Annotated in this window: 16 protein-coding genes and 1 tRNA gene; 7 read left to right on the top strand and 10 right to left on the bottom strand. The window is 67.5% G+C overall.

Annotated features, from left to right (window positions below; genetic code table 11):
- Positions 1 to 219 precede the first annotated feature (219 nt).
- Positions 220 to 1599 (top strand): acetamidase/formamidase family protein, encoded by a 1380-nt coding sequence (locus BIX52_RS03220; RefSeq protein ID WP_075219525.1) that lies wholly within the window; start codon positions 220 to 222, stop codon positions 1597 to 1599.
- A 118-nt stretch (positions 1600 to 1717) separates the two neighbouring features.
- Here BIX52_RS03220 and BIX52_RS03225 read toward each other — a convergent pair whose 3' ends face one another.
- The 5 genes from BIX52_RS03225 to argE form a co-directional block, all read right to left on the bottom strand.
- The gene (locus BIX52_RS03225) at positions 1718 to 2773 is read right to left on the bottom strand and encodes a glycosyltransferase family 4 protein (protein ID WP_075219526.1); all 1056 of its coding nucleotides are present in this window, start codon (positions 2771 to 2773) and stop codon (positions 1718 to 1720) included.
- 240 nt (positions 2774 to 3013) lie between these two features.
- A complete protein-coding gene (locus BIX52_RS03230) occupies positions 3014 to 5779 on the bottom strand; it encodes a hybrid sensor histidine kinase/response regulator (protein ID WP_075219527.1) in 2766 nt (921 codons plus the stop codon).
- Complete coding sequence (locus BIX52_RS03235; protein ID WP_245803098.1) at positions 5772 to 6284, bottom strand: putative pterin-binding protein; 513 nt, start codon at positions 6282 to 6284, stop codon at positions 5772 to 5774. The genes BIX52_RS03230 and BIX52_RS03235 overlap by 8 nt, the downstream gene beginning before the upstream one ends.
- Before the next feature lie 134 nt (positions 6285 to 6418).
- Entirely contained in the window at positions 6419 to 7033 is a 615-nt protein-coding gene (locus BIX52_RS03240; RefSeq protein WP_075219528.1) for a response regulator, read from the bottom strand.
- A 162-nt stretch (positions 7034 to 7195) separates the two neighbouring features.
- A complete protein-coding gene (gene argE, locus BIX52_RS03245; RefSeq protein ID WP_075219529.1) occupies positions 7196 to 8350 on the bottom strand; it encodes an acetylornithine deacetylase in 1155 nt (384 codons plus the stop codon).
- Between the two features lie 192 nt (positions 8351 to 8542).
- Between argE and sthA the strand changes: the two genes are divergently transcribed.
- On the top strand, positions 8543 to 9964 hold the full coding sequence (gene sthA / locus BIX52_RS03250) for a Si-specific NAD(P)(+) transhydrogenase (RefSeq protein ID WP_075219530.1): 1422 nt from the start codon (positions 8543 to 8545) through the stop codon (positions 9962 to 9964).
- A 270-nt stretch (positions 9965 to 10234) separates the two neighbouring features.
- Here the strand turns inward: sthA and BIX52_RS03255 are convergent, their stop codons facing one another.
- From BIX52_RS03255 to BIX52_RS03265, 3 genes are read right to left on the bottom strand one after another with little or no spacing between them, the layout of a single operon-like run.
- Positions 10235 to 10969: an SDR family NAD(P)-dependent oxidoreductase gene (locus BIX52_RS03255; RefSeq protein ID WP_075219531.1), complete on the bottom strand. Its 735-nt coding sequence runs from the start codon at positions 10967 to 10969 to the stop codon at positions 10235 to 10237.
- Positions 10966 to 12054: a glycerol dehydrogenase gene (locus tag BIX52_RS03260; RefSeq protein ID WP_075219532.1), complete on the bottom strand. Its 1089-nt coding sequence runs from the start codon at positions 12052 to 12054 to the stop codon at positions 10966 to 10968. Before BIX52_RS03260 ends, BIX52_RS03255 begins: the two co-directional genes overlap by 4 nt.
- Before the next feature lie 13 nt (positions 12055 to 12067).
- Complete coding sequence (locus BIX52_RS03265; RefSeq protein WP_075219533.1) at positions 12068 to 12595, bottom strand: 2,4'-dihydroxyacetophenone dioxygenase family protein; 528 nt, start codon at positions 12593 to 12595, stop codon at positions 12068 to 12070.
- A gap of 407 nt (positions 12596 to 13002) precedes the next feature.
- Between BIX52_RS03265 and BIX52_RS03270 the strand changes: the two genes are divergently transcribed.
- From BIX52_RS03270 to BIX52_RS03280, 4 genes are all read left to right on the top strand, one after another.
- The gene (locus BIX52_RS03270; RefSeq protein WP_245803099.1) at positions 13003 to 14280 is read left to right on the top strand and encodes an MFS transporter; all 1278 of its coding nucleotides are present in this window, start codon (positions 13003 to 13005) and stop codon (positions 14278 to 14280) included.
- Positions 14281 to 14699: 419 nt separating this feature from the next.
- A complete protein-coding gene (locus BIX52_RS03275; RefSeq protein WP_075219534.1) occupies positions 14700 to 15092 on the top strand; it encodes a hypothetical protein in 393 nt (130 codons plus the stop codon).
- 144 nt (positions 15093 to 15236) lie between these two features.
- Complete coding sequence (locus BIX52_RS22730) at positions 15237 to 15512, top strand: hypothetical protein (RefSeq protein WP_139312704.1); 276 nt, start codon at positions 15237 to 15239, stop codon at positions 15510 to 15512.
- 152 nt (positions 15513 to 15664) lie between these two features.
- Positions 15665 to 19807: a cadherin domain-containing protein gene (locus tag BIX52_RS03280; protein WP_075219535.1), complete on the top strand. Its 4143-nt coding sequence runs from the start codon at positions 15665 to 15667 to the stop codon at positions 19805 to 19807.
- A gap of 243 nt (positions 19808 to 20050) precedes the next feature.
- On the opposite strand, the gene BIX52_RS03285 is transcribed toward BIX52_RS03280, so the two are convergent.
- Positions 20051 to 20127 (bottom strand) — tRNA-Met (locus BIX52_RS03285).
- Between the two features lie 126 nt (positions 20128 to 20253).
- Positions 20254 to 21645, bottom strand: coding sequence for an ABC1 kinase family protein (locus BIX52_RS03290; RefSeq protein ID WP_075219536.1), 1392 nt, complete (start codon positions 21643 to 21645; stop codon positions 20254 to 20256).
- Between the two features lie 202 nt (positions 21646 to 21847).
- On the opposite strand from BIX52_RS03290, the gene BIX52_RS03295 reads away from it, so the two are divergent.
- Positions 21848 to 22918, top strand: coding sequence for a 2'-deoxycytidine 5'-triphosphate deaminase (locus tag BIX52_RS03295; protein WP_075219537.1), 1071 nt, complete (start codon positions 21848 to 21850; stop codon positions 22916 to 22918).
- The last annotated feature ends 51 nt before the right edge of the window (positions 22919 to 22969 follow it).

Below are 22969 nucleotides of genomic sequence, written 5' to 3' on the forward strand. Positions count from 1 at the left end.
GCCCAACGGACCGCTGGACGTCTAAACTGATCAATTCGATCGAAGGACTTGTTCGACCTTCGGTGCGTCACCCGCACGGCGGGGACAGGTGCGCGAAGTCGGCCCGCGCAAGCATCGGCTCGGATCGGGCTCTTGCGGCGCCATTGCAAGACGGATCCGTGCTGTTTGGCACTTCCCTTGCAGCATTTTGTTACACGATTTTGATACAGAGAGACGATCATGAACGTCCGCACCGCGCTCCTGGCCAACCGCGCACTCGGCTGTGCCACCGCACTCGCCACGCTGATGGCCGCCTCCGCCGCCTGGTCCCAGGAGGCGCCCGACGCTTGCGCCACCGCGCCCGACGCGCCGGCCCACCACCACATCCCGGCGAGTGCCGACACCGTCCACTGGGGCTACTTCTCCAAGACGCTGGAGCCGGCCGCGACCGTCCATTCGGGGGATCTCGTCACCATCGAGACGCTGACCCACCACGCCAATGACGACGCCTCGCGCATGGTCGACGGTGATCCCGGTGCGGAAAGCGTGTTCCACTGGGAGGCGGGCGAAAAGGGCGTCGATCGCCGCGGAGCGGGTCCGGTCGACGCCTCGATCCACGGGCGCGGTGCCGGTGAAGGCTTCGGCGTCCACATCCTCACCGGGCCGATCTACGTTTGCGGCGCCGAGCCCGGCGACGTCCTGAAGGTCGAGATCCTGGACCTTGCCCCCCGCCCCTCCGCCAACCCGGACTTCGCAGGCCGCACCTTCGGCTCCAACGCGGCCGCCTGGTGGGGCTACCACTATGGCGACTTCATCGGCGGCGAGGAGGCCAAGCGCGAGGTCATCACGATCTACGAGCTGGACGCCACCGGCAAGGAGGACTGGGCGAAAGCCGTCTACAGCTTCAAGTGGACGCCGCAGACCGATCCCGACGGCGTCACCCACGAGATGATCGACTATCCGGGCGTTCCGGTCGATCACTCCACCGTGGAGGAGGTCGAGGGTGTGCTGGAGGGCGTGCGCGTGCCGATCCGCCCGCACTTCGGCACGATGGGCGTCGCCCCGGCCCAGGCGGACTTCGTCGATTCCATCCCGCCCTCGTCCTTCGGCGGCAACATCGACAACTGGCGCGTCGGCGCGGGCGGGACGATGTATTATCCGATCGCCGTTCCGGGTGCGCTTCTGTCGGCGGGCGACCCCCACGCCGCGCAGGGCGATTCCGAGCTCGCCGGCACCGCGATCGAAACCTCGCTCACCGGCCTCGTGCGCGTGACCCTGGTGAAGGCGGACGAGCTGGAGGGCACACCCATCGCCGGGCTCGACTTCCCGCTGCTTGAGACCGCGAACGAGTGGGTCGTCCACGGCTTTTCCTACGCGGACTATCTGGACGACCTCGGCGAGAGCGCGCAGAGCGACATCTACGGCAAGTCCTCCGTCGACGGTGCCATGCGCGACGCCTTCCGCAAGATGCGCGCCTTCCTCATGACCGCCTACGGCCTGTCCGAAGACGAGGCCATTTCGCTGATGTCCGTCGCCTCGGACTTCGGCGTGACGCAGGTGGTGGACGGCAATTGGGGCGTCCACGGCGTGCTCGAAAAGCGCGTTTTCGCCGGCCGCTGAGGCCGCATCGCGGGGGCCGGCCCTTCGCGCCGGTCCCTGCTGCATCCGCCGCGGCGGGCCGCCGTAGCGGGGGCGCCGGCGGCCCCTCTCCTGTGAGCGGTCCGCGCGGCGCGCCATCTCAGTGCAGGGTCCGCGCGCCGGTGTGGCCGGTCCGGATCGGGGCCATGAAGCCTTCCGCCCCGTTCTGCATGCGCAGCAGAAGCCCGTTCCAGTCGGCCGCAAAGCGCGCCGCCGCATCCGGCGCCAGCGGTCCGGGCACGGCCGCGCCGGTGATCGACATCGTCGACAACGCGTCCGCCCACCCCGCAACCGTGTTGGACAAGACGCGGATCGCCCCGTTCGCGATGTGATCGGACAGGCCGTCCGTGCGCGGGCACATGATCGTGCGCCCCGCAGCGAACGCCTTCAAGGCGACCACACCGAACGGCTCCCAACGCGACGGGAGGGCAATCACATCGCAGGTGCCGATGGCAGCCGAGTCCGCCGTCGGCGCATGGAACGAGATATCCGGCCGGTCGCCTGCGAGCTGGCGCAGCAGCGGCTCCTCCGATCCCTTGCCGAAGATGTTGAGCCGCACCTGATCGACCTGCAACTCGCGCACGGCGCGGACCAGAATGTCGAAGCCTTTCTGGATCTCCAGCCGGCCGATCCCGCCGACGACCAGCGGGCCGGAGCGGCGCGGCGCGGCGAGACCGCGAAACGGGTCGAGATCGACACACGGGGCGATCATCACCAGCGCGTCGGGCACAGCGAAGCCCTTGCGCACGAGCCAGCCGGCTTGCGGACGGCTCACCGCGACCACCTGATCGAACATGGCGAAGGCGGCATTCATCAGCGCGTCGAAGCGCCGGTGGTTGTCGATGTTGTGGGCCGCGAAGGCCTCCGAATAGGTGTGCTCGACGTGCACGATCGGCGTATCCGGATAGCGCCCGCGGAGCGCCGAGAGCACCGGCAGGCTTTCCCAGCTGATGACGAGGTGGGACACGATCACGTCCGCGTCCACCTTGAGCATCCCCCGCCCGGCGATCGCCTTCGGGGCATCCGCGCCGAGCGAGAGGGGCCGCACCGAATGGCGCGCCACGCGCTTCAGCCGCTCGCAGGCGGCCATGTGATCGACCATCTGGTGCACGCTGCTGTCGGCAGCCTCGTCGATGAGGTGCGTCACGGCGATCATCGAGGGTCTCCGTCCTGGTGCGCAACTGAGGGATGGGGCCGGATCGAGCCCGCCTGCAGCGACACCGTCCGCCGGGCACTCGCCCGCGTCGGTGGTCACCATCTGGTCAGTCCCCGTCCCGTTCGCTCTTTATGTACGAGATGCATCCGGCAAGGGTTGGGCGACTCCGGCGGATTTAATGCTCTTCAGACTACGCGCCCTATCCTTTTGGATAGTCAGGAGAGAGAACCCTCTCCGGCGTCAGGCGGACGCCGCGGCCTCTCGCTCCGAAATCCTCTCCACGGCGCAATCCAGCGCCTGAAGGGCGGGGCCGGCCGCCTCTTGGAATGCGCCGATGAGAGGGAGGGCGAACTCCGCCTCGCCCTCCACACAGGACTCCTCCAGCGTGGCGAGGATGTCTTGCAGGCCGACCAGGCCGAAGATGGCGGCCGACCCGCAGGTCTTGTGCGCGGTGCGGCCGAGGGCGGGAAGATCGCCCGCCTCCGCCTCGGTCCTGAGGGCGGCCAGCGTCTCGTCGAGCTCGATGCGGAAGGCGTCGACCTGTGCCGCGAATGCCGCCGGCGGGATGATGCTGAGGAGTTCGTCCAGCACCGCGCGGTCGACCACGTCGCCGTCGTCCCGCGCATCTCCCTGTGCGTCGTCGTCACAGAACGCGGCCGCGGCGCCGGGGGGCCGAGGCGTGGCGGCCGGCGCGGAAGGCGTCCCCCCTTCGCCGAGACCCGCAAAGGCCGGGAGGCGTTCGAGGAGGCCGGTCAGGTTCTTGAAACGCAGGGGCTTCAAGAGGCAGTCTTCCATTCCTGCGCGCCGCGCTTCGGCCTGCTCCTCCGGCATCGCCTGCGCCGTCAGGCCGATGATCGGCACATCGGCGGACCGGCCGCTGCCGGCGCGGATGCGGCGTGTGGCCTCCAGCCCGTCCACATGCGGCATCCGCAGATCCATGAGAATGAGGTCGAACCTCTCGCGGTCCGCCCGCACCACGCCGATGAAGCCATCCGCCGCCTCCGTCACGCGGCAACCCGCCTGTTGCAGCATCTGCCGCGCGGCGAAGCGGTTGGTCTCGTTGTCCTCCACAAGGAGAACGCTGGGCGCGGTGCCCGGAGCCTGCGGATGCGGCTCGCCGTCCGGCGCATCCGCCTCCTGCGCGGCCGCCAGCACCGGCCGTCGCGCGCCCGCCGCAGGTCCCGGTACGGCCGCACCCACGTCGGGCGCCTCGGCGGTGAAGGCGAGCGGCAGGCGCACCGTGAAGGCGCTGCCATAGCCGGGGTCGCTCTTCACGGTGATCGCCCCGCCCATCGCCTCGACGATCCGCCGGCAGATGGAAAGGCCGAGCCCGTAGCCCGAAACCGTCCGCTTGTAGGACGGATCCAGCGTCACGAAATCCTCGAAAATGCGCTCCAGATCGTCGGAGGCGATGCCGATGCCGGTGTCACGCACGGTGAGCACGACCGTATGAAGCCGCCCGTCGAGCACATTGCGGCGCGTGTCCTCAAGCCGCGCGCCGATCGTGATGACCCCCCCTTCGGTGAATTTGACGGCATTGCCGACGAGGTTGAGGAGCACCTGGCCGATGCGGTGGCTGTCGCCGACAACCGCCGTGTCAGGCAGCCGCACGTCGCGCCGCAACGTGTTGTGCCGCGCCTCGGCCAGCGGCAGGTTGATCCGCTCCATCTCCTCCAGCAAGCCGACGAGACTGAAGGGTTGCCGCTTGAAGCTCAGCCGCCCCGACTCGATGCGCGTCACGTCGAGCACATCGTCGATGTGGTGCTGCAGGATTTCGCCCGAGCGGGTGGCGGTGTCGACATAGCGGCGCTGCAACGGGGAGAGCGCCGTCGCCCCGAGAAGGTCGAGAATGGCGAGCACGCCGTTCAACGGTGTCCGCATTTCATGGCTCATGACGGCGAGGAACTGAGCGCGCGCCTTGGCGGCGGCAAGCGCCTTGTCGCGCGCGGCGGTCAATTCCATCTCGGTCTCCAGCCGCTCGGTGATGTCGCGGACATAGGCGAGGAAGATCTGCCCCTGGGGTGCGGTCGCCGCGGCGAGCGCCATTTCGATCGGGAAGACGGTGCCGTTGGCGCGCTGCGCGTCGAGCTGGACACGCCCGCGCCCGACCAACCGACCCACTCCGGTCTCTTTGTAGCGATGCAGACTGTTGCGATGCTGGGCGCGGCGCTCGGCCGGAACGATGAGGTCCTCCACCTTTGCGCCGATGGCCACCGCACGCGAATACCCGAAGATTTCCGCCGCGGCCGGATTGAAGTCGATGATCCGCCCGTCCGCATCGGTGATCACGATGGCGTTCGGCGACGAGTTGATGGTCGTCTGGAATCGCTCGGCGCTGAGGCGCACCTCGTCCGCCCGGCGATTGGCGACCCTGTTCAGCCGCACCAACGCGGCGAGCGACACCATCAGAAGGACGATCAGCGTGGCCGCGATGAGGGCGGTGCGCACCAGCAGAGTGCTGAATTCGACGCGGCGGGCATCGGACGCGACGGCGAACTGACGGATGCCGCGCAGCGAGATCGCCCGCAGATCCGGCCGGACCGCGTCGAACCGATCGAGCATGAGGGGGAGCGACGCGCCGAGCTCGGCATCGTTGCCGTCGATGGCGGGGATGCTGCGGTCGAGCGCATCGCGGATGCCGCTCAGGCGGTTGCGCATCTCGTCATCGGCGATCAGCGGCTCGAACACGGCGCCGTGGCTCAGCGTGGCGGCGCGGCTATAGAAGATGTCGAACCGCTGGCGCAGGTCCGCCAAGCTCTCCTCGTCCTCCGGAGAGGCGGTGCGCAACGCATTCAGCAGGGTGTAATATTCGACTTCGAACTGGGCGAGGGTCCATTGGACATTGTCGCGCGAGGTGGCCTGAAGGCTCTTCAGCTCGGCGACGATCTCCACCGCGAACAGCGACAGCGCCGCGACGAGGGCGGCGCCGAGACAGCCGGCGGCGAGCCCCGCGCCGAGGCGCGACGGACCCTTCCGCCAAGCGTTTCTGATGCGGGATCTAATCAAGGATCTCCAGCTCGGAGAGCTGCCATATACTGCGGGTGTAGATCACCTCTGAGCGATAGGCCGCGTCGCTGTCGTAGGGATAGACGATCCAGAGCGGCCCCTTGTCCCGCACGGACATCGGGTGGCCGTCCAGCGCATAGGCGACGAGCGCGGCATCCGTCGTCTCCTCGTCCAGCGGGATATCGATCGCATAGTCGTTGAGGGCGATGGCGCGAACGCGCGTGCCGCTCGCCCCGGCGGCCGCCAGAAGATCGCGCAGAAGCACGCCCTCGAAGGTATGGGGACCGTCGGTCCAGATGGTTCCGGTGCGGTAGCGTTCCGCCGGCAGGCTCCGCAGCGTCTCGAGGTCGAGGCGGATGGTCGGGCGATCCTGTGCACCGCCGCCGGCGTCCGTCATCGTCAGCACCACGGCGCCCGACGGTACCGGCAGACTGTTGGCCTCGGCGGCCTGCGACAGCGTGAGGACGCCTGTCAGAACCATCACGATATGAATGATTGTGCGCACGGGACACCTATCTTGCGTGAAGTCGCGCATCGTACCGCGAGGTCGCTCGCAGCGTCCGGCTTCATCGGGATCGCGGCACCTATTCAGACGTATAGGCAACGGCGAATCCGAACTGTCGCGCCCTGTCCCGTCGCTCAAAACAGCCCCGCTTCCTTGGCGATCATTGCCGCCTGCGTGCGATTGCGTGCCTCCAATTTGCGGCAGAGCGTCTTCACGTGCAGCTTGATCGTCACCTCCTGAAGGGCGAGGTCGCGGGCAATCTCCTTGTTGGACTTGCCCTGCGCCAAGCCCTGCAACACCTCGCGCTCACGCGGGGTCAGGCGTGCGGCCAGAGGGTGCGCGTCCGCCTCTTCCTTCTCGGTCATGAAGGCGATCGGCGCATATTGCTCGCCCGCGGCCATAAAGCGGATGGCGTGGATCAGGCTGCGCGCGGCCATGCTCTTGGGAAGGAAGCCCGCCGCGCCGGAGGCCAGCGCATCCTCCGCCACCTGACGCGAGGCGCTGCCGGACAGGATCGCGACCGGGTTGTTGAAGTTGAGCTCACGCGCCCGCGCGAGGCCCTCCAGCCCGTTCATCCCCGGCATCTCGTAGTCCAGCAGGACGATGTCGAACGGGCCTTCGCGGGTGATGATCTCGGCCGCGGCGTCGAAATCGGAGGCGCTGACGATCTGAAAGTCCGGCTCGCCCGCGAGGTAGGCGCAAAGCGTGTCCCGGACGAGGTCGTGATCGTCTGCCAAGAGGAGTTTCATCCCCTGCCTTCTCCATCCCCTCCCGGTCTCGGCCGGGGTGCTGCTCCGGTTCGTCGAGGTTTTGGCCCCGAAGCAGATTAGCGCATGGAAAGGCGCGGGGTGCACCTGCAATTTCGTCCAGACGTTGTATCCTTAGGACAGAACTTGTCGCTCGGGTCCCGCTCAGGCAGAAAGGCGGTCGATCAGGCGCGACATGAACCGTTCGCCGGCCACCATCTGATTTTCTTCGATGTACTCGTTCGCCTTGTGCGCCACGGCGATGTCGCCCGGCCCGCAGATGATCGTCGGCCAGCCCGCCTCGCGGAACATGCCGCCCTCGGTGCCGAAGGCGACGACGCCGGGGCTGGCGTTGACGCCGAGTTCGGCGACCAGCCGCTCGGCCTCGCTGCCCGGCTCCGGCATCAACGGCGGCACGTGGCTGCGCCGCTCGATGGCAATGCCCGCCCCCGCCCACTTCGCCTTCATCCCCGGCTCCACCGTCTCGCGGATGAACGCCTCATATTCGGCGATGATGGCCGCGGCATCGTCAGGCGGCACCACGCGGATATCCGTGATGAAGCGGCAATGGTCGGCGACGATGTTGGCCGCGGTGCCGCCCTCGATCATGCCGCAATGGACGGTCGTATAAGGCGGCACGAAGAGGCTATCGGGGTCCGCCTCCCGCGCGGCCTTCTCCATCCGCGCCTCCAGCCAGCCGATCAGCCTTGCCGCCACCATCACCGCGCTGACACCGATGTCGATGCGGCTCGAATGCACGGCATAGCCGGTCACGTCGGTATAGAAGGCGGTCGACCCCTTGTGGCCGTTGACGGGCAGCATCATCGACGGCTCGCCGACGATCACCGCGCGCGGCTGCGGGATGGTGAGGCCCATGCGGTCGATCATCGGCTGAACGCCGCGGCAGCCGATCTCCTCGTCGTAGGACAGGGCGATGTGGATCGGCGCCTTCAGATCGCGCTTCACCATCTCGGGCACGGCGGCCAGAACGAGGGCGTCGAACCCTTTCATATCGGCCGAGCCGCGGCCATAGAGCCGGCCGTCCCGTGCCGTCAGCGTCCAAGGGCTGGAGACCCAGGTGTCCTCTTCGGCGGGCACCACGTCGGTGTGGCCGGAGAGGATGATGCCGCCCTCCACCATCGGCCCGATGGTGGCGAAGAGCGCGGCCTTCTCCCCCGTCTCGTCCGGCACCACCGTCGCGGCGACGCCGTGGGCTGCAAGATAGTCCTTCACGAACCCGATGAGATCGAGGTTCGAGTTGGCGGACACGGTGGGGAACGCGACGAGGCGCTCCAGCATCTGGATGGCACTGAGGTTCATGCGCCATGAGATGCGCTAAGCCACGGCGCGGTCAAGCTCCCTCAGCCGCGCACAAGGGCCGTCCCGCATCATGTCCCCGGCGGGGTGGCACGGGATTCGCCTGCCTCGCACGCAACAGCACGGCGCCGGGCGCCGTCACGATACGCACACCGCACTCTCCCACACCGGAGCGCGGCACGAGGGGAGAAGCCGATGCAACAGATCGACATGCTGGTGATCGGCAGCGGACCGGCCGGCCGCCGCGCCGCGGTGCAGTCCGCCAAGCTCGGCAAATCGGTGCTGGTGGTCGACCGCGGCACGCGCCACGGCGGCGTCTCCGTCCACACCGGAACGATCCCCTCGAAGACGTTGCGCGAGACGGTCCTGAACCTCTCCGGGTGGCGCGAGCGGGGCTTCTACGGCCAGAGCTACCGGGTGAAGAAGGACATCTCCGCACTCGACCTGATGCAGCGGCTGCACAAGACGCTGGATCACGAGGTGGAGGTCCTGCAGCACCAGTTCATGCGCAACATGGTGCAGAGCGCCTTCGCCGAGGCGACCTTCGTCGACGCCAACACCGTGGCGCTGACGGACCAGGACGGCGACGTCCACAAGATCACCTTCGACAAGGCGCTGATCGCCACCGGCACCACGCCCTTTCGCCCGGCCCACGTGCCGTTCGACAAGACACGCGTGTTCGACAGTGACGAGATCCTCGAAATCTCCGCCCTTCCCCGCACGCTGACGGTGATCGGCGGCGGCGTCATCGGCGTGGAATATGCCACCATCTTCTCCGCGCTCGACGTCCCGGTGACCTTGATCGAGGCGCGCCCGACCATCCTCGACTTCGTCGACAAGGAGATCGTCGACGACTTCATCCACCAGATGCGCGATCGGGGCATGACGGTTCGGCTCGGCACGGCGGTGAAGTCGATAGAGACGGGGGCGTCCGGCGTGGAGGTCGGGCTGGCGGACGGGCGGCGGGTGCGCTCGCAGGTCCTCCTCTTCGCGGCAGGGCGGGCGGGCAACGTGGACGCCTTGGGGCTGGAGGCGCTCGGCATAAGGCCGGATTCGCGCGGCCGCATCCCGGTCGACGCGAAAACCTTTCAGACGGCGGTCCCCAACATCTATGCTGCGGGCGACGTGATCGGCTTTCCGAGCCTCGCCTCCACGTCGATGGAGCAGGGGCGCGTCGCGGCCTGCCACGCCTTCGGCATGCCGCTGCCGCCGGCGCCGGAGAGCTTTCCCTATGGCATCTACGCGGTGCCGGAGATTTCCACGGTGGGGCTCTCCGAAGAGGAGGCCCGGCAACAGGGCATCCCCTACGAATGCGGCATCGCGCGGTTCCGCGAGACGTCGCGCGGCCACATCATGGGCGTCAATTCGGGCTTTCTGAAGCTGATCTTCTCGATCGAGACGCGGCGGCTTCTCGGCGCGCACATCGTCGGCGAAGGGGCGACGGAGTTGATCCATATCGGCCAGGCGGTGATCAACCTGAAAGGCACGGTGGATTTCTTCGTCGAAAACACCTTCAACTATCCAACGCTGGCGGAAGCCTACAAGGTGGCCGGCCTCGACGCATGGAACCGCATGGGCACCGAAATCCCCGCCGCCGAACACCTGGACGACGCCTGACGTCCCCCTGACCGCCCCCTCACCTGCCCACGCCCACGCGGACGGAACCCACCCCCGCTCAGCCTGTTCCGCGGAGCCTGCCGTCGCTGAAGCCGGACGGCCTGAAAGGGTGGGCCTCACAAGGCCGCAGAGCCGAAGGCGTGCCTTGTGAGGCCCGCCGTTTCGGGCCAGGAGGCGGTAAGCGACGGCGGGCTCCGTGGGACAGGCGGGCCCTGTTCCGTGGAGGGTCCAGAGCGCCGCCGGCCGTTCCGCCGCCGCAGCGTCGCCCGGTCAGGCGCAGAGGTAGCCGCCGTCCACCGGCAGGATCGTGCCGGTGATGTAGGCGGCCATGGGGGACGCCAGGAAGAGGACGGCACCGGCGAGGTCGGAAGGCTCGCCCCACCTTTTCAGCGCCGTGCGCCCCATGATCGCCTCGTTGCGCACCGGATCCTCCCGCAGCGCCTTCGTGAGCGGCGTCGCGATCCATCCCGGCGCGATGGCGTTCACGCGGATGCCGTCCGCCGCATAGGCCAGCGCCAGGGACTTGGTGAGCTGGCCGATGCCGCCCTTCGACGCCGAATAGGCCGGCACCAGCGCGCCGCCGAAATAGGTCAGCATCGACGCGGTGTTGGTGATCGTCCCGCCGGACGCGGCCAACAGAGGGCGTGCCGCGGCGGCGGTGCGCATCGACCCGGTGAGGTTGATGTCCACCACATCGGCGAAGACGTCCGGCGCCAGCTCGTCGCCGCGGCGGATGATCCCGGCGCAGTTCACCAGATGGTCGAGCCGCGCGAAGCCGCCGACGAGTGCATCCACCGCGGACTTGTCGCGCACGTCGAGCTGCAGGACCCGCACGCCCTCCATGGCGGCGGAAGCGGCCTCCACCTCGGCGGGCGTCGCGCCGGTGACGGTGACGTTCGCCCCCGCGGCGCGGAAGCCGGCGGCGATGGCGGCGCCGATGCCGGACGTCGCGCCGACGACCAGCACCTCGGCGCCGGTGAAACAGTCCGTGGGCCAGACACTCATGCGGTCATACTCTGAATGCTGAGACCGAGCGCATCGGCGCGGCGGATCGCATCGGCGACGATCGCTGCGGTCATCGGGCGCGGCTCATTGTGGATGTTGTCGGTGGGGCGGATCGCGCGCTCGACGATGACGGGCAAGGCCGCCTCGACGTCGCCGATACCGAGCTCAGCCAACGTCACGGGAAGGCCGGCTGCGGCAAGGAAGGTGGCGATGCGGCGGATCTCGTCCTCGCTCGCCTCGCCCAGAACCAGCTCGACGAGGGTGCCGAAGGCCACCTTCTCGCCGTGCAGCGCGCCGTGGGTCTCGTGAAGCTCGGCGAGGCCGTTGTGGATCGCGTGTGCCGCGGCGAGGCCGCCGGATTCGAAGCCGAGGCCGGAGAGCAGAATGTTGGCTTCCACCACGGCCTCGAGCGCCTCGCCGGGCACACCGGCGCGGCATTCCTCCATAGCGGCGAGCCCGTGGTCCAGCACCGTATCGCGGCAGACGGCGGCGGCGGCCAGCGCCAGGCGCGTCGCCTGCCCGCCCAGCTTGTTGGGGGCGCCGGAGCGCGCGCACGCCTCGGCCTCGTAATAGGTCGCCAGCGCATCGCCGATGCCGGCGGCGAGGAAGCGCGGCGGCGCGGCGGCGATCACGGCGGTGTCGACCAGGACGAGGCGTGGATTGACCCGTGCGCGGGCCGCCCGCACCACCGCGCCCGCGGCGTCATAGACGATGACCACCGCCGAGCACGGCGCGTCGGACGCGGCGACGGTCGGGATGGCGACGAAGGGCACGTCCATCGCGTCGGCGACGGCGCGGCCGAGGTCGATCACCTTGCCCCCGCCCATCCCGGCGATCGCGTCGGCGCCCGCCGCGCGCGCCTCGGCGACGGTGGCCTCGATCGCCTCGTCGGTACACGCGGCGGCGGTGGCGACGAGCAGGGCGGCGACGCCATCCACCGCCCCCAGCGCGCCGGTGACACCGTCCGGCAATCCGGCGTCGGCCAGCACCAGCGGGCGGCGGGCGAACGGCGCCACCTCCGCGCCGAAGCGGCCGAGCGCACCCGGTCCCTGCACATAGCGGGCCGGAAAAGCTGCGATTTTCATGGGGTTCGGCGAGCTAGCGGATGAACTGGTCGACGTAGTCCGCCCCCAGACCGACCTCTTCGAAGTGCTTGCGGCACATGTCGATCTTGGTGAAGACGTCCTCGTAGCCCATGCCCTTCCCCCAGGGGTCGACGTAATACATGATCCCGTTGACCTGGAAGTAGGTGATCATCTCGTCGACGCCTTCCGGCACCACCAGCGTGTGGGTCTCGCCCGGCGGCTCGTAGACATAGCCGCCCTCCTCGGCCACCCAGTCGTGCTCGAGGTAGTACCAGCGGCCCTTCAGGACGAAGCCGTGCACCGCCTGCGGATGGCGGTGGCGCGACAGCACGCCGGACTTCTTCACCTTGAGAAGGTTCATCCAATAGCCCTGCGAGCGGTTGAGGCAGAGCGGGCGGAAGAAGACGTTCTCCGCCTGCGGCACCCACAGGCGCTCGTCGTCGGGTATCGCTTTGGGGACGACGATTTCCTCCAGCGCTTCCTTCGGGAAGGGCAGCTGGTAGGGCATGCGCGGATCCGCATCCTTGGCGTCGAGCGGCATGGCTCCTCCACATGTTCTTGCCGGCCCTTGCGGTGGCCGGGTGTCCGTCCGGCCCGATGCCGGTGGTTGGGGCCAACCTAGCGCCACCCCGGCCGCTTTGCACAAGATTTGACAAACTGAAATGTGAATTACCTATGCCGCGAGGTCCGGCCGCGCGTCCACCGACGAAGCCGGACGGACCTGCGCACGCTCACCCGGCCAGGGACGCGGCCTACGCCCATGGTCTGCCGGAGTGCATGGCAGGTCCGCCCGCCCTTGCGTCAACGGCCCCTGGCGCCGGCGCGGGGTTGCGATATTTTCGCCCCGCACACGCTGAGCGATGATCCACGCACGGCCCGGCGCGCCCCTGGGGCCGGCGGGCGGCTTGCCGCACATCACGACTGACCGCTTCCCTGGAAAGGGCCGCCATGAGCCACGACCTGACCGCGCCCGGCGCCGCGCTGCCCCGCGCCGACGCCCCGATGGCCGCCTCGTCCGCCGCGACCCCATCCGCAGGGGTCCCGACCTCCCCGCGCGCGGGACCGACAGAAGGGCACGCGCTCTTCGTCATTCTGGCGCTGGCGCTCGGCGGATTTGCGATCGGCACCTCAGAGTTCGCCTCCATGGCGCTGGTCCCCTACTATTCCGCGGCCTTCGGGGTGACGGAGGCGGCCGCGTCGGACGTGATCAGCGCCTATGCGCTCGGCGTCGTCGTCGGCGCGCCGGTCCTCGTCGTGCTGGGCGCATCGGTGGCGAAACGCTGGCTCTTGATCGGCTTCATGACTGCCTTCGCCCTCTTTAACGCCCTCTCGGCGCTCGCCCCCAGCTACGACCTTCTCGTCGCGGCGCGGTTCCTGTCGGGACTGCCGCACGGGGCCTATTTCGGCGTCGCGGCGCTGGTGGCGGCGCGCCAGGTTCCGGCCAACAGGCGCTCCTCGGCGGTCGCCAAGGTGATGCTGGGGCTCACCTTCGCCACCATCATCGGCGTCCCCTTCGCCAACGTGCTCGGCCAAACCGTGGGCTGGCGGGCGGCCTATGGCGTGGTCACACTCATCGCCCTCGCCACGGCGGCGGCCGTCTTCATGACCGTTCCGGCCGGGCGCATGACCAAGGTGTCCAGCCCGCTCACCGAGCTCGGCGCGCTCGCCAACCGGCAGGTCCTCCTCACGCTCGCCACAGGGGCGATCGGGTTCGGCGGCATGTTCGCGGTCTACACCTACATCGCGTCCACGATGATCACCGACATGGCGCTGCCGGAAACGCTGGTGCCGGTGGCGCTGGCGGTGATCGGCACGGGAATGACCGTGGGCGCCATCCTGTCCGGCTGGGCGGCGGACAGGGCACAGACGTTGGCGGGCTACGTCATCCTCATCGGCGCGACGGCGGCGATGCTCGTCTACCCGTTCGCGGCCGCATCGCTGCCGACCTATCTCCTGGTGGTGTTCGCCGTCGGCGCGACGGGCGGCCTCTCCACCGTGCTGCAGACGCGGCTGATGGACGTCGCCGGTGATGCGCAGCAGCTGGCCGCGGCGATGAACCATTCGGCCTTCAACATGGCCAATGCTTTGGGGCCGTGGGCGGCGTCGATGGCGATCACCGCCGGCTACAGCTTCGCCGATGCGTCGGGCTATGTCGGCGCCGGGCTGTGCGTCCTCGGTCTCATCGTCTTCACCATCACCGTGCTGGACGCGCGGCGCCCCCGCTGAGGCCGGCGCCGGCCTTATGCGCGGCGACTACGCATTCGGCGTTCCGGCTTCGGCGACCGGGCTCAGCCGATCGACGAGGGGCAGCCGCAGCTCTCGCCTGGCGGGTCGTCGATCGGGTTGACATCGTCGCCGTGGTGAGGGACGGCATTCATTCCTGAGTGGTTGCGGCAAATCTCGCTCATCCTGCGTGCCGCCCGCCTCGCCGCGGGGCCGGACCGGCGATTTTTCTGGCACACCCCATGCATGGCCGGGCGACGCAGTGATAGAGACGTGAGTGGCGTTGCATTCAGGCAGAGGAGGCCTGGGCCGAGTGCAAGATGGCGCGAAGGTTTCGCTCCTCACGGCAATGATATTTCTGCGCCACGCCCCATAGTGATACGTTATCCCACGGAGCGGAAACAGCAATTGGGCGGAACTGGATGAACGAGGCGATCAAGGTCGCGCTGAAACGGCGGCAAGAGCTGATGCGCGAACTGGAATTGGTCGACCGGTTCATCGCGGCATATGAAGCGCTCTACGGATCAGTGGACGCCCAGCCCGCGGAGGCCCCTTCGCTGACCGGCGTCACGACCGGCAAGCCGATCGGTCCGGATGAAGTGGCTGATATCGCTGAAGAATTGATCCGTCAAAACGGCGCACCGATGACCCGCGCCCAATTGTCCGCAGCGTTCGACGAGCTGGGCTACATTCTGCCGAGTGCTCAGAAGACGCGGTATATCGGGACCATCCTTTGGCGCCACAAAGGCCGGTTCATCAACGTCTATCGCAAGGGCTACACGATCCCGTCGCTGCAGACGCCCGCCGCGGGCTGAGCCTCATCACCCCCTGAACTAAGCTGATCCGCCCGCGGGAATGGGCACTTATGTCGCCGTGTGCCGTCAGTTGACGGTGACACAGTCCTCGGCATGAGTGTCCACAGGTGCCGGGAGGCTCGACCGGCAAAGCTCAAGATAGCGTTGAATTTCCGGCTCTCCCTGGGCGGCTGCGATTTCGTACGCAATATCGATGAGCTCTCTGAGCATCATCATCCCGCACTCCGGGTGCTCTGGGTCCAAAAACCTTGGATTCACAACCGTATTCTCACGTTAAATAGCAAAAAAGTCGGCAAAGATGAGACGATCATATCTGCCGCCTCTCACCACAAGTCCATTTCCTTATACTACACGCCGCGCTTGGTGCAAGCCGACGCCTACAATGTTGCCAACGTTGCAATTTTGCACACTGCAAGCTGAAAATTGAACCTCAACGCACAAAAAAATCCTATTTAGCTCTGGAAACGCATAAGAGTTCCGGTATGAGTGTTGATGGGAACTCAGGAGTCGCCCCTCCGCTGAGTGCTGAGTGTCCGCTTTAGGAATTTGTTGGGAATACGGAAACAAGAGCAATGGCGCGTATATTCGGAACAAAGAAGCTGATCAGCTTGATCGGCGAACAGGACGCCAGCCTCCTGCGGGGAGCGCTCATCGGAAACCAGCTCAATGGCGGTTTCCGTGACGATAATTTGACGGGCACGAGCGCCGGCGATGTCATGAACGGCAGGTTCGGCGATGATACGCTGGACGGGCTCGACGGGCCTGACACCATGGACGGCGGCTTCGGTGACGACACCTTCATCGCCGGTGAAGGCGACGTCATCGACGGTGGCCGCGGCAACGACACCGCGGAATTCGACTTCGATTTCGACGACGCCGACTTTGCCCTTCAGGGCTCCGTTCTCGTCGTCACCGTCGGCACCGACGAACCGATCCGCCTGAACAGCGTCGAAACCTTCGTCTTCAACGACGTCACCTATTCCTACTCGCAGCTTCTCGACGCCATCGTCAACGACGCCCCGGTGATCGACGAAGACCAAACCTTCTCGGTTGCCGAGGATGCCGAGGCCGGCGACGTCGTCGGCACCGTCACGGCCAGCGATGCCGATGGCGACGCGATCACCTACGCGATCGCATCGGGCAACGCCGACGGCATCTTCGCCATCGACGAATTCACCGGCGAGATCACCATCGCCAACCCCGCGAACCTCGATTTCGAAACGACCGAGTCCTACGACCTCGTCATCCGCGCCACCGACTCCGAGGGCGCCAGCGATCTGCAGACGGTCACGATCGATGTGACCGACGTCGAGGAGCCGCTCCCGCCGGAAATCACGGTTGTCGAGACCGACCCGCTGGACTATTCGCTCGACGAGGACCTGACCGACGCCGCCGCCGTGGTCAATCCGGACGGCGACTATAATGGCGGGACGGTCACGATCGCCGTCAACGACGAGTTCGGAGCCTACTTCGGCAGCGATTCCATCGTCTTCGTCGGCGAAGGTGACACGGAAGCGCGCTTCTCTCTCGCCGGCAATCAAATCATTGCCGACGGCTCGGTCACGGCTTCCGGCGAAGACGAGGTCATCGGTGAGGTGGCCTTCGACGACGATGACCGCCTATTTTTCACGATTACGTTCACGTCGGATGAGGTGAATGACGCAACGGTCTCTGCTCTTCTGACGGACCTTCAGCTTGCCGGTCCGATCGAGATCGACGGTTGCGCCAGCATCGGTGAAGTCACCGTCACGGTGACGGACGCTGCCGGTCTCTCCGATTCGTTCACCCGTGTGCTCGACTCCAGCGCCGAAGTGATGGCGTTCTCCGGGCTGAGCGGCGACGACCGCGTGGTCGAAGAGGGCGACGCCACGAATGTCGCCATCGACGTCGGCGGCGATGCATCGCTCGACAACGTGGAAATCGTCTCCGGCACCGTCCTGACGGTCGGATCCTCCGTCGCAACCGATGCGCTTCATTTCGACAACACCACCGGGGCACGCGGTGCGGCCGGCACCGTTCGTGCGGTCGGCGAGTTCGTCACGATCAGCCTGGGCAGCACGGAAAAGATCGTCGGCACCGTGACGGGGCGCAACACGGCGAACCTCACGATCACCTTCGATAATACGGCGACCGAGGAGGACATCGCCAACGTCCTCGATTCGATCCAGATCAATCTCGACACCAACGACCGCACCGTCCGTACGATCACCACCACGGCGACCGACGGCGGCGGGTTCGAGACGGACAGCGTTTCGTCGACGATCGAAATCATCGACGATTTCGTCAACGCGACGGTGGACGGCGAAGACGTCGGCGGCGACTCCTACGCCAACCCGCTGCTGTGGTCCGAGATCGACGCCGCGCTGAACGCCGATCCCGGCCAGACCGTCGTCATCAACGGCAACACCTATATCCAGCTCGACGTCGAAGCGCCGGATACCGACCTCACCGACGCTCTCGTCACCATCGCGCCCGGCGCCACCATCCGCTTCGTCAGCGACGGTCCCGTCGACCTCACCGCGGTCACCGGGCTGAACACCCTCGGCGATCTGGTGTTCGGTACGGATCTTCCCGACGAGCCGTTCCAGGCCGACCTGACGCTGACCGCCACGCAGATCGACGGCGCCACGATCAACAGCGAAGCGGATGTCACCGTCACCGAGCTGCAAGCGAACCCGGACGTCGACCTGTCGGGCTTCAGCATCGACGGCGGGACCTATGCGACCGCCTCCGTGCCTCCCGGCTCGCCGTTCACCTTCACCGGCGATCTCGGCGACTTCAGCCTCCATGTCTCGCGTGACGGCGACACCGGCACGGCCGTCTTCCGCATCGACGCCGATCTGGCCACCGGCAAGGACATCTGCGTCGAGGACGGCAACTTCTTCATCACCAATCTGCAGCCGGCGACGGACTACGACTTCTCCGGCTTCTATTCCGAAGGGCTGCTGCAGGCCCTGATCACCGCCGATCTCGACCTGTCGGGCGATGCGGAACTGAACTTCTGCGAAGTCGAACTCGTCGTCTCGCCGAACGCGACCCTCACCATCGATGCCGAAGACGCCGACGGCGAGGTCATCACAGGCGTCATCGGGACGACCGGAACCACCGGCGGGTCCATCGTCATCCTGCCGCCGGAGCCGGAGGGCGAGGCCACCAGCATCACCCTCAACAACCTCGACTTCGACGACATCACGCCGGGCGCTGCGGGGACGGGTACCGCCGGCACCGCGACGATGACCCTCACCTCCGACACCACCTTCACCAATACGCGGGTGGAGTGGGGCGATTTCGGCGGCGTCACGGTCGAGGTCCCGGCAGGGATCACGGTGACGGCCGAAGCCGACGACTTCCTCGACGGGGACGTCTTCGCCGCCCCGCTGACCGGCGCCGGCAACCTCATCCTCACCGACCTGACCAACGGCGCGGCCGACCTTTCGCCGATCGCGCTGACCGGCGAGCTGACGGCCGAAGTTCCCGCCGACCTCGAATTCACCGGCGACCTCGGTGAGGTCGACGTCGAAGTCGCAGCCGGCGCGACCTTCACCGCCGACATCGACCTGGTCAGCGGTAAGACCATCGAGGGCGAGGCCGCTGTGGCCGGCCTCAATGGTGGCAGCATCGTCGTCACCCTCCCCGGCGGCGACATCGACACGCCGGTCTTCGATCTCAGCGGCATCCTTCCGGGTGCGCCGCTGGTCGAACCGGCGCAGCCCGGCGGAACGGTGGTGGTCGATGTCGACGTCGACTGGTCACCCAATGCGGCGACCGACCTCGGCGTCGCCGAGCTCGATCTCGCCGAGGAGGCCGACGTCGACCTGTCCCCTGCGCAGCTCGACGGGCGGATCATCTCCGGCCAGGGCAGCATTGCGGTGGAGGACCTGACCGCGGCGACCGATGTCACCGGCGTCGGCTCTCTGATCTCCTCGACCTTCACCTTCACCGCGGACACGGACCTCTCCGCCAATGCCGGCCTCGCCGGACTTGGCGGGCCGATCGAGTACGTGATCGACGACGGTCTGGCCTCCGTCAGCGGCGGGATCGACGTCACCATGACCGCCTCGCAGGCGGACGAGCGTGACTTGATCTCCGAGACCGGAGACGGCCGCTTCGTGGTGACCGCGGTCACCGGCCTCACCGGCGACGGCGTCGTCATCGGCGGGTCCGCCGCGGGCGACATCCTCGGCGGCTCGAACCTCAGCGATGAGATCGCCGGCGGTGCGGGTGCCGACTCGATCACCGGCGGCGACGGCGCCGACGAGCTTCTCGGCCAGGGCGGCGCGGACACGATTGTCGGTGGTGCGGGCGATGACATCATCACCGGCGGAGCCGCGACGGACTCTCTGACTGGTGGCGACGGAGACGATGATTTCGTCTTTACCGTCGGTGACAGCGGCATCGGCACCGGCAACCGCGACGTCATCATTGGATTTGACGATCCGGGCATCGCCGGAGGTGACGAGATCGATCTGCGGCCGATTCTGGAGTACTATGCCGAAGAGGACGATTATTCTCTCGAATTCATCGAGACCAGCAGCTTCTCTGGACCGGGCGGCATAGACGATCCGATCGTCGGCGAGGTGCGCTACGCAATCGTCAGCGGCAATGCCGTCGTGGAAATCGACCACAACGGCGATGGTTCGGCCGACATGCAGATCCAGCTCAACGGTGTGGCGAGCCTCACCGAGAGCGACTTCCTGCTGACGGGCTTCGAATAATCCGAGCCGGAGGCCGGGGCTTGTTCCGGCCTCCTCGCTCTGGAGCACGACATTCGAAAATGGCGGCGCCTCGGCGCCGCCATTTTGCGTTGCGGCACTGAGAGAGGCGATGCGGACACGCCCTCGCGCGCAGCAGTCTTGATGAGGAAGGGTTCGGGGACGGACCAAGCCCAGAAATGCGAACGCCGGGCACAAGGCCCGGCGGTTTCAGCATAACCTGACGTGAGCGAGTCAGGGTCTCGATGGTTGCGGGGGCAGGATTTGAACCTGCGACCTTCAGGTTATGAGCCTGACGAGCTACCGGGCTGCTCCACCCCGCGCCAGTTGCCGATCCGGTGAACCACTGTGGGCTCCGTCCCGGCGACGACCTCTACCTAGCAACCTCGGCGGCCGAGATAAAGGGGGGTCGACACCGAAAAGTCATAAAAGGTGGCGAGGCATAGCTCCTATGCCTTTTTGGGAGGCATCGCTGCCCGCGCCGCAGGCGACTCGAGCCCAACCCCCTGGAGAGCCGCGGCCTGCCGCGCCTCCACAGCCCCTGTGGAAAAGCCTTCAAGCTGGGCACGAAAGATCTGATAAAAGTTCAGCTCGGCCTGGAGGTGCAGAAGGACGGCACCGAGACCCACCGCCGCACGGTCCATGAACACGAACTCTCGCGGCACCGTCACCGGCCCCTTCTCCTTCAGCGCCTGGTGCACCTTGAACGCCTCCCGCCGGCCGTACTCGCCGGGCTTGGTGCCATCGGCGAGGCTGCGCACCCGGTCGTCCAGGATCGGCCCGTAAATGAACCTCGCCCAGATGTTCAGGACCTCGATCAGATCGCGCGACAGACCGCGGAAGCCCCACGTCTCGTAGGCGTGGACGACGCGCGCCTCGTCGCCGGTGCGCAAGCCCTCGTAAAGGTCCACCACACCGCCGACGAAGCTGACGGGGAAGATGCGGATGCAGCCATAGTCGAGGAGGTTGATGCCGGCCGGCCTCCCCTCCTCCTCGAACACCGTGTAATTGCCGAGGTGCGGGTCGCCGTGGATCACGCCGACCGCGACGAACGGCGCCCAGTAGGCGCGGAACAGCGCCGTGGCGATCCTGTTGCGGTCCTCGAGCGGCGCATCGCGGTAGGTCAGGAGGCGATTGCCGTCGAGCCAGCCCATCGTCAGGAGGCGGCGGGTGGAGAGGTCCTCGTGGACCTTCGGCACGCGGATCACCGGATCGTCCGCGAAGATCGACCCGTAGAGCGCGGCGTGCTGCGCCTCGCGCCCATAGTCCAGCTCCTCGCGCAGCCGGTCGCCGATCTCCTGCGCGATCTCGGACGTGTCGATCCCCGGCCGCATCCGCCGGTGCAGGCTGAAGATGAAACCGAGCTGCGACAGGTCCGCCTCGATCGCCGAATCCATGTTGGGATATTGCAGCTTGCAGGCGACTTCCTCGCCCGCCGGTGTGGCCGCACGGTGCACCTGGCCGAGCGAGGCGGCGGCGGCGGGCGCCTTGTCGAACCGGGCGAATCGGGTCTGCCAGTTCGGCCCCAGCTCGGCGGCCATGCGGCGCTTCACGAAGGGGTAGCCCATCGGCGGGGCGTCGGACTGCAGCGTCTGCAGCTCGGCGGCATATTCGGGCGGCAGCGCGTCGGGGATGGTGGACAGGAGCTGCGCCACCTTCATCAGCGGCCCCTTGAGGTTGCCGAGCGCGCGGGCCAGCTCCTCGGCGGTCTTGTCGTGCGCCATCTCGGTGCCGAACAGGCGCGAGGCCATCATCTTCGCCGCCACGCCCGACATGTTGCCGCCGACGCGGGCATAGCGCGTGGCCCGCCCGGCAAAGGTGTTGCGCTCGCGGTCGCTCATTCCTCAAACTCCCTGACACCGTCCCCCGCTATATAGAGAGTGCGGGCCGAACCAATCCAGGCTGCGACGATGCGGCGGTTGCGCCGCCGCGGCCCACGTCCTGCCCCGGCCGCAGCGGGGCCTTGCGAAATGGCCGGGCGGGTCCACAAAAGGCTGTCCTTCGGCGCGGCGCCTGCTAAGGCAGGGAAGGGCTGGAGGACATATGGCGACAGGCATTCTGCCGCGGCAGGTGATTGCCGCGATGATCGAGGACGGGGCGCTGACGGCGGACGTGCCCATTCTCCCCGACCAGTTGCAGCCCGCGAGCCTTGACCTCAGGCTCGGTACCAAGGCGCACCGCATCCGCGCCAGCTTCCTCCCCGCCCCCGGCGAGGCGATGGCCGACAAGGTCGCCCGTGTCGTCCTCCACACCATCGACCTCACGCAAGGCGCCGTGCTGGAGACGGGCTGCGTCTACCTCGTCCCGCTGATGGAGCGCCTCGCCTTGCCCGCGGACGTTTCCGCCACCACCAATCCTAAAAGCTCCACCGGGCGGCTCGACGTCTTCACCCGCGTCATCGCCGACGGTGCGGGCGGGTTCGATTTCGCCCCCGCCGGCTACCACGGCGCGCTGGCGCTGGAGATCAGCCCGCGCACCTTCCCGGTGCTGGTGCGGGCGGGGTCGCGCCTCAGCCAGATCCGCTTTCGCACCGGCGACGCGCGCCTCAGCGATGTCGACCTCGCCGCGCTCCACGCTTCGAGCCCCGTCGCGGTGCCGGACGCGGTCATCAAGGACGGGCTGAACCTCACCATCGACCTGAAGCCGGAGTCCGGCCCCGTCGGCTACCGCGCCAAGCGCCACACCTCGGTGATCGACGTCGACAAGCGCGACGCGCTGGCGATGCGCGACTTCTGGGACCCGATCGAGGCGACGGACGGACGGCTGATCCTCGACCCCAACGAGTTCTACATCCTGATGAGCCGCGAGGCGGTCGCCGTACCGCCCGATTATGCCGCCGAGATGGTGCCGTTCGACCCGCTGGTGGGCGAGTTCCGCGTCCACTATGCCGGCTTCTTCGACCCCGGATTCGGCCACGGCCCCGGACTTGCCGCCCGCGGCGTGCTGGAGGTGCGCTCGCGCGAGGTCCCCTTCATCCTTGAGCACGGCCAGGTGGTGGCGCGCCTTGCCTACGAGCGGCTGTCCGCCACGCCCGACCAGCTCTACGGTGCGGGACTGAAGTCGAACTATCAGGGCCAGGCGCTGAAGCTGTCGAAGCATTTTCACGGCGGCTGAACGGAGGATCCGGTGGACCCGTCCCGCCGGGCGGGCGCTCACCCGTGACAT

Source organism: Acuticoccus yangtzensis (genome assembly GCF_001927245.1).
GTDB lineage: Bacteria > Pseudomonadota > Alphaproteobacteria > Rhizobiales > Amorphaceae > Acuticoccus > Acuticoccus yangtzensis.

Excerpts from the sequence above, each read along its gene's own strand:
- BIX52_RS03290 (WP_075219536.1), bottom strand. The coding sequence starts at position 21,645 with ATGAGCGACCGCGAGCGCAACACCTTTGCCGGGCGGGCCACGCGCTAT.
- BIX52_RS03240 (WP_075219528.1), bottom strand. The coding sequence starts at position 7,033 with ATGAAACTCCTCTTGGCAGACGATCACGACCTCGTCCGGGACACGCTT.
- BIX52_RS03270 (WP_245803099.1), top strand. The coding sequence starts at position 13,003 with ATGAGCCACGACCTGACCGCGCCCGGCGCCGCGCTGCCCCGCGCCGAC.
- BIX52_RS03265 (WP_075219533.1), bottom strand. The coding sequence starts at position 12,595 with ATGCCGCTCGACGCCAAGGATGCGGATCCGCGCATGCCCTACCAGCTG.
- BIX52_RS03275 (WP_075219534.1), top strand. The coding sequence starts at position 14,700 with ATGAACGAGGCGATCAAGGTCGCGCTGAAACGGCGGCAAGAGCTGATG.
- BIX52_RS03220 (WP_075219525.1), top strand. The coding sequence starts at position 220 with ATGAACGTCCGCACCGCGCTCCTGGCCAACCGCGCACTCGGCTGTGCC.
- BIX52_RS03225 (WP_075219526.1), bottom strand. The coding sequence starts at position 2,773 with ATGATCGCCGTGACGCACCTCATCGACGAGGCTGCCGACAGCAGCGTG.
- BIX52_RS03255 (WP_075219531.1), bottom strand. The coding sequence starts at position 10,969 with ATGAGTGTCTGGCCCACGGACTGTTTCACCGGCGCCGAGGTGCTGGTC.
- BIX52_RS03295 (WP_075219537.1), top strand. The coding sequence starts at position 21,848 with ATGGCGACAGGCATTCTGCCGCGGCAGGTGATTGCCGCGATGATCGAG.
- argE (WP_075219529.1), bottom strand. The coding sequence starts at position 8,350 with ATGAACCTCAGTGCCATCCAGATGCTGGAGCGCCTCGTCGCGTTCCCC.
- BIX52_RS03260 (WP_075219532.1), bottom strand. The coding sequence starts at position 12,054 with ATGAAAATCGCAGCTTTTCCGGCCCGCTATGTGCAGGGACCGGGTGCG.
- sthA (WP_075219530.1), top strand. The coding sequence starts at position 8,543 with ATGCAACAGATCGACATGCTGGTGATCGGCAGCGGACCGGCCGGCCGC.
- BIX52_RS03280 (WP_075219535.1), top strand. The coding sequence starts at position 15,665 with ATGGCGCGTATATTCGGAACAAAGAAGCTGATCAGCTTGATCGGCGAA.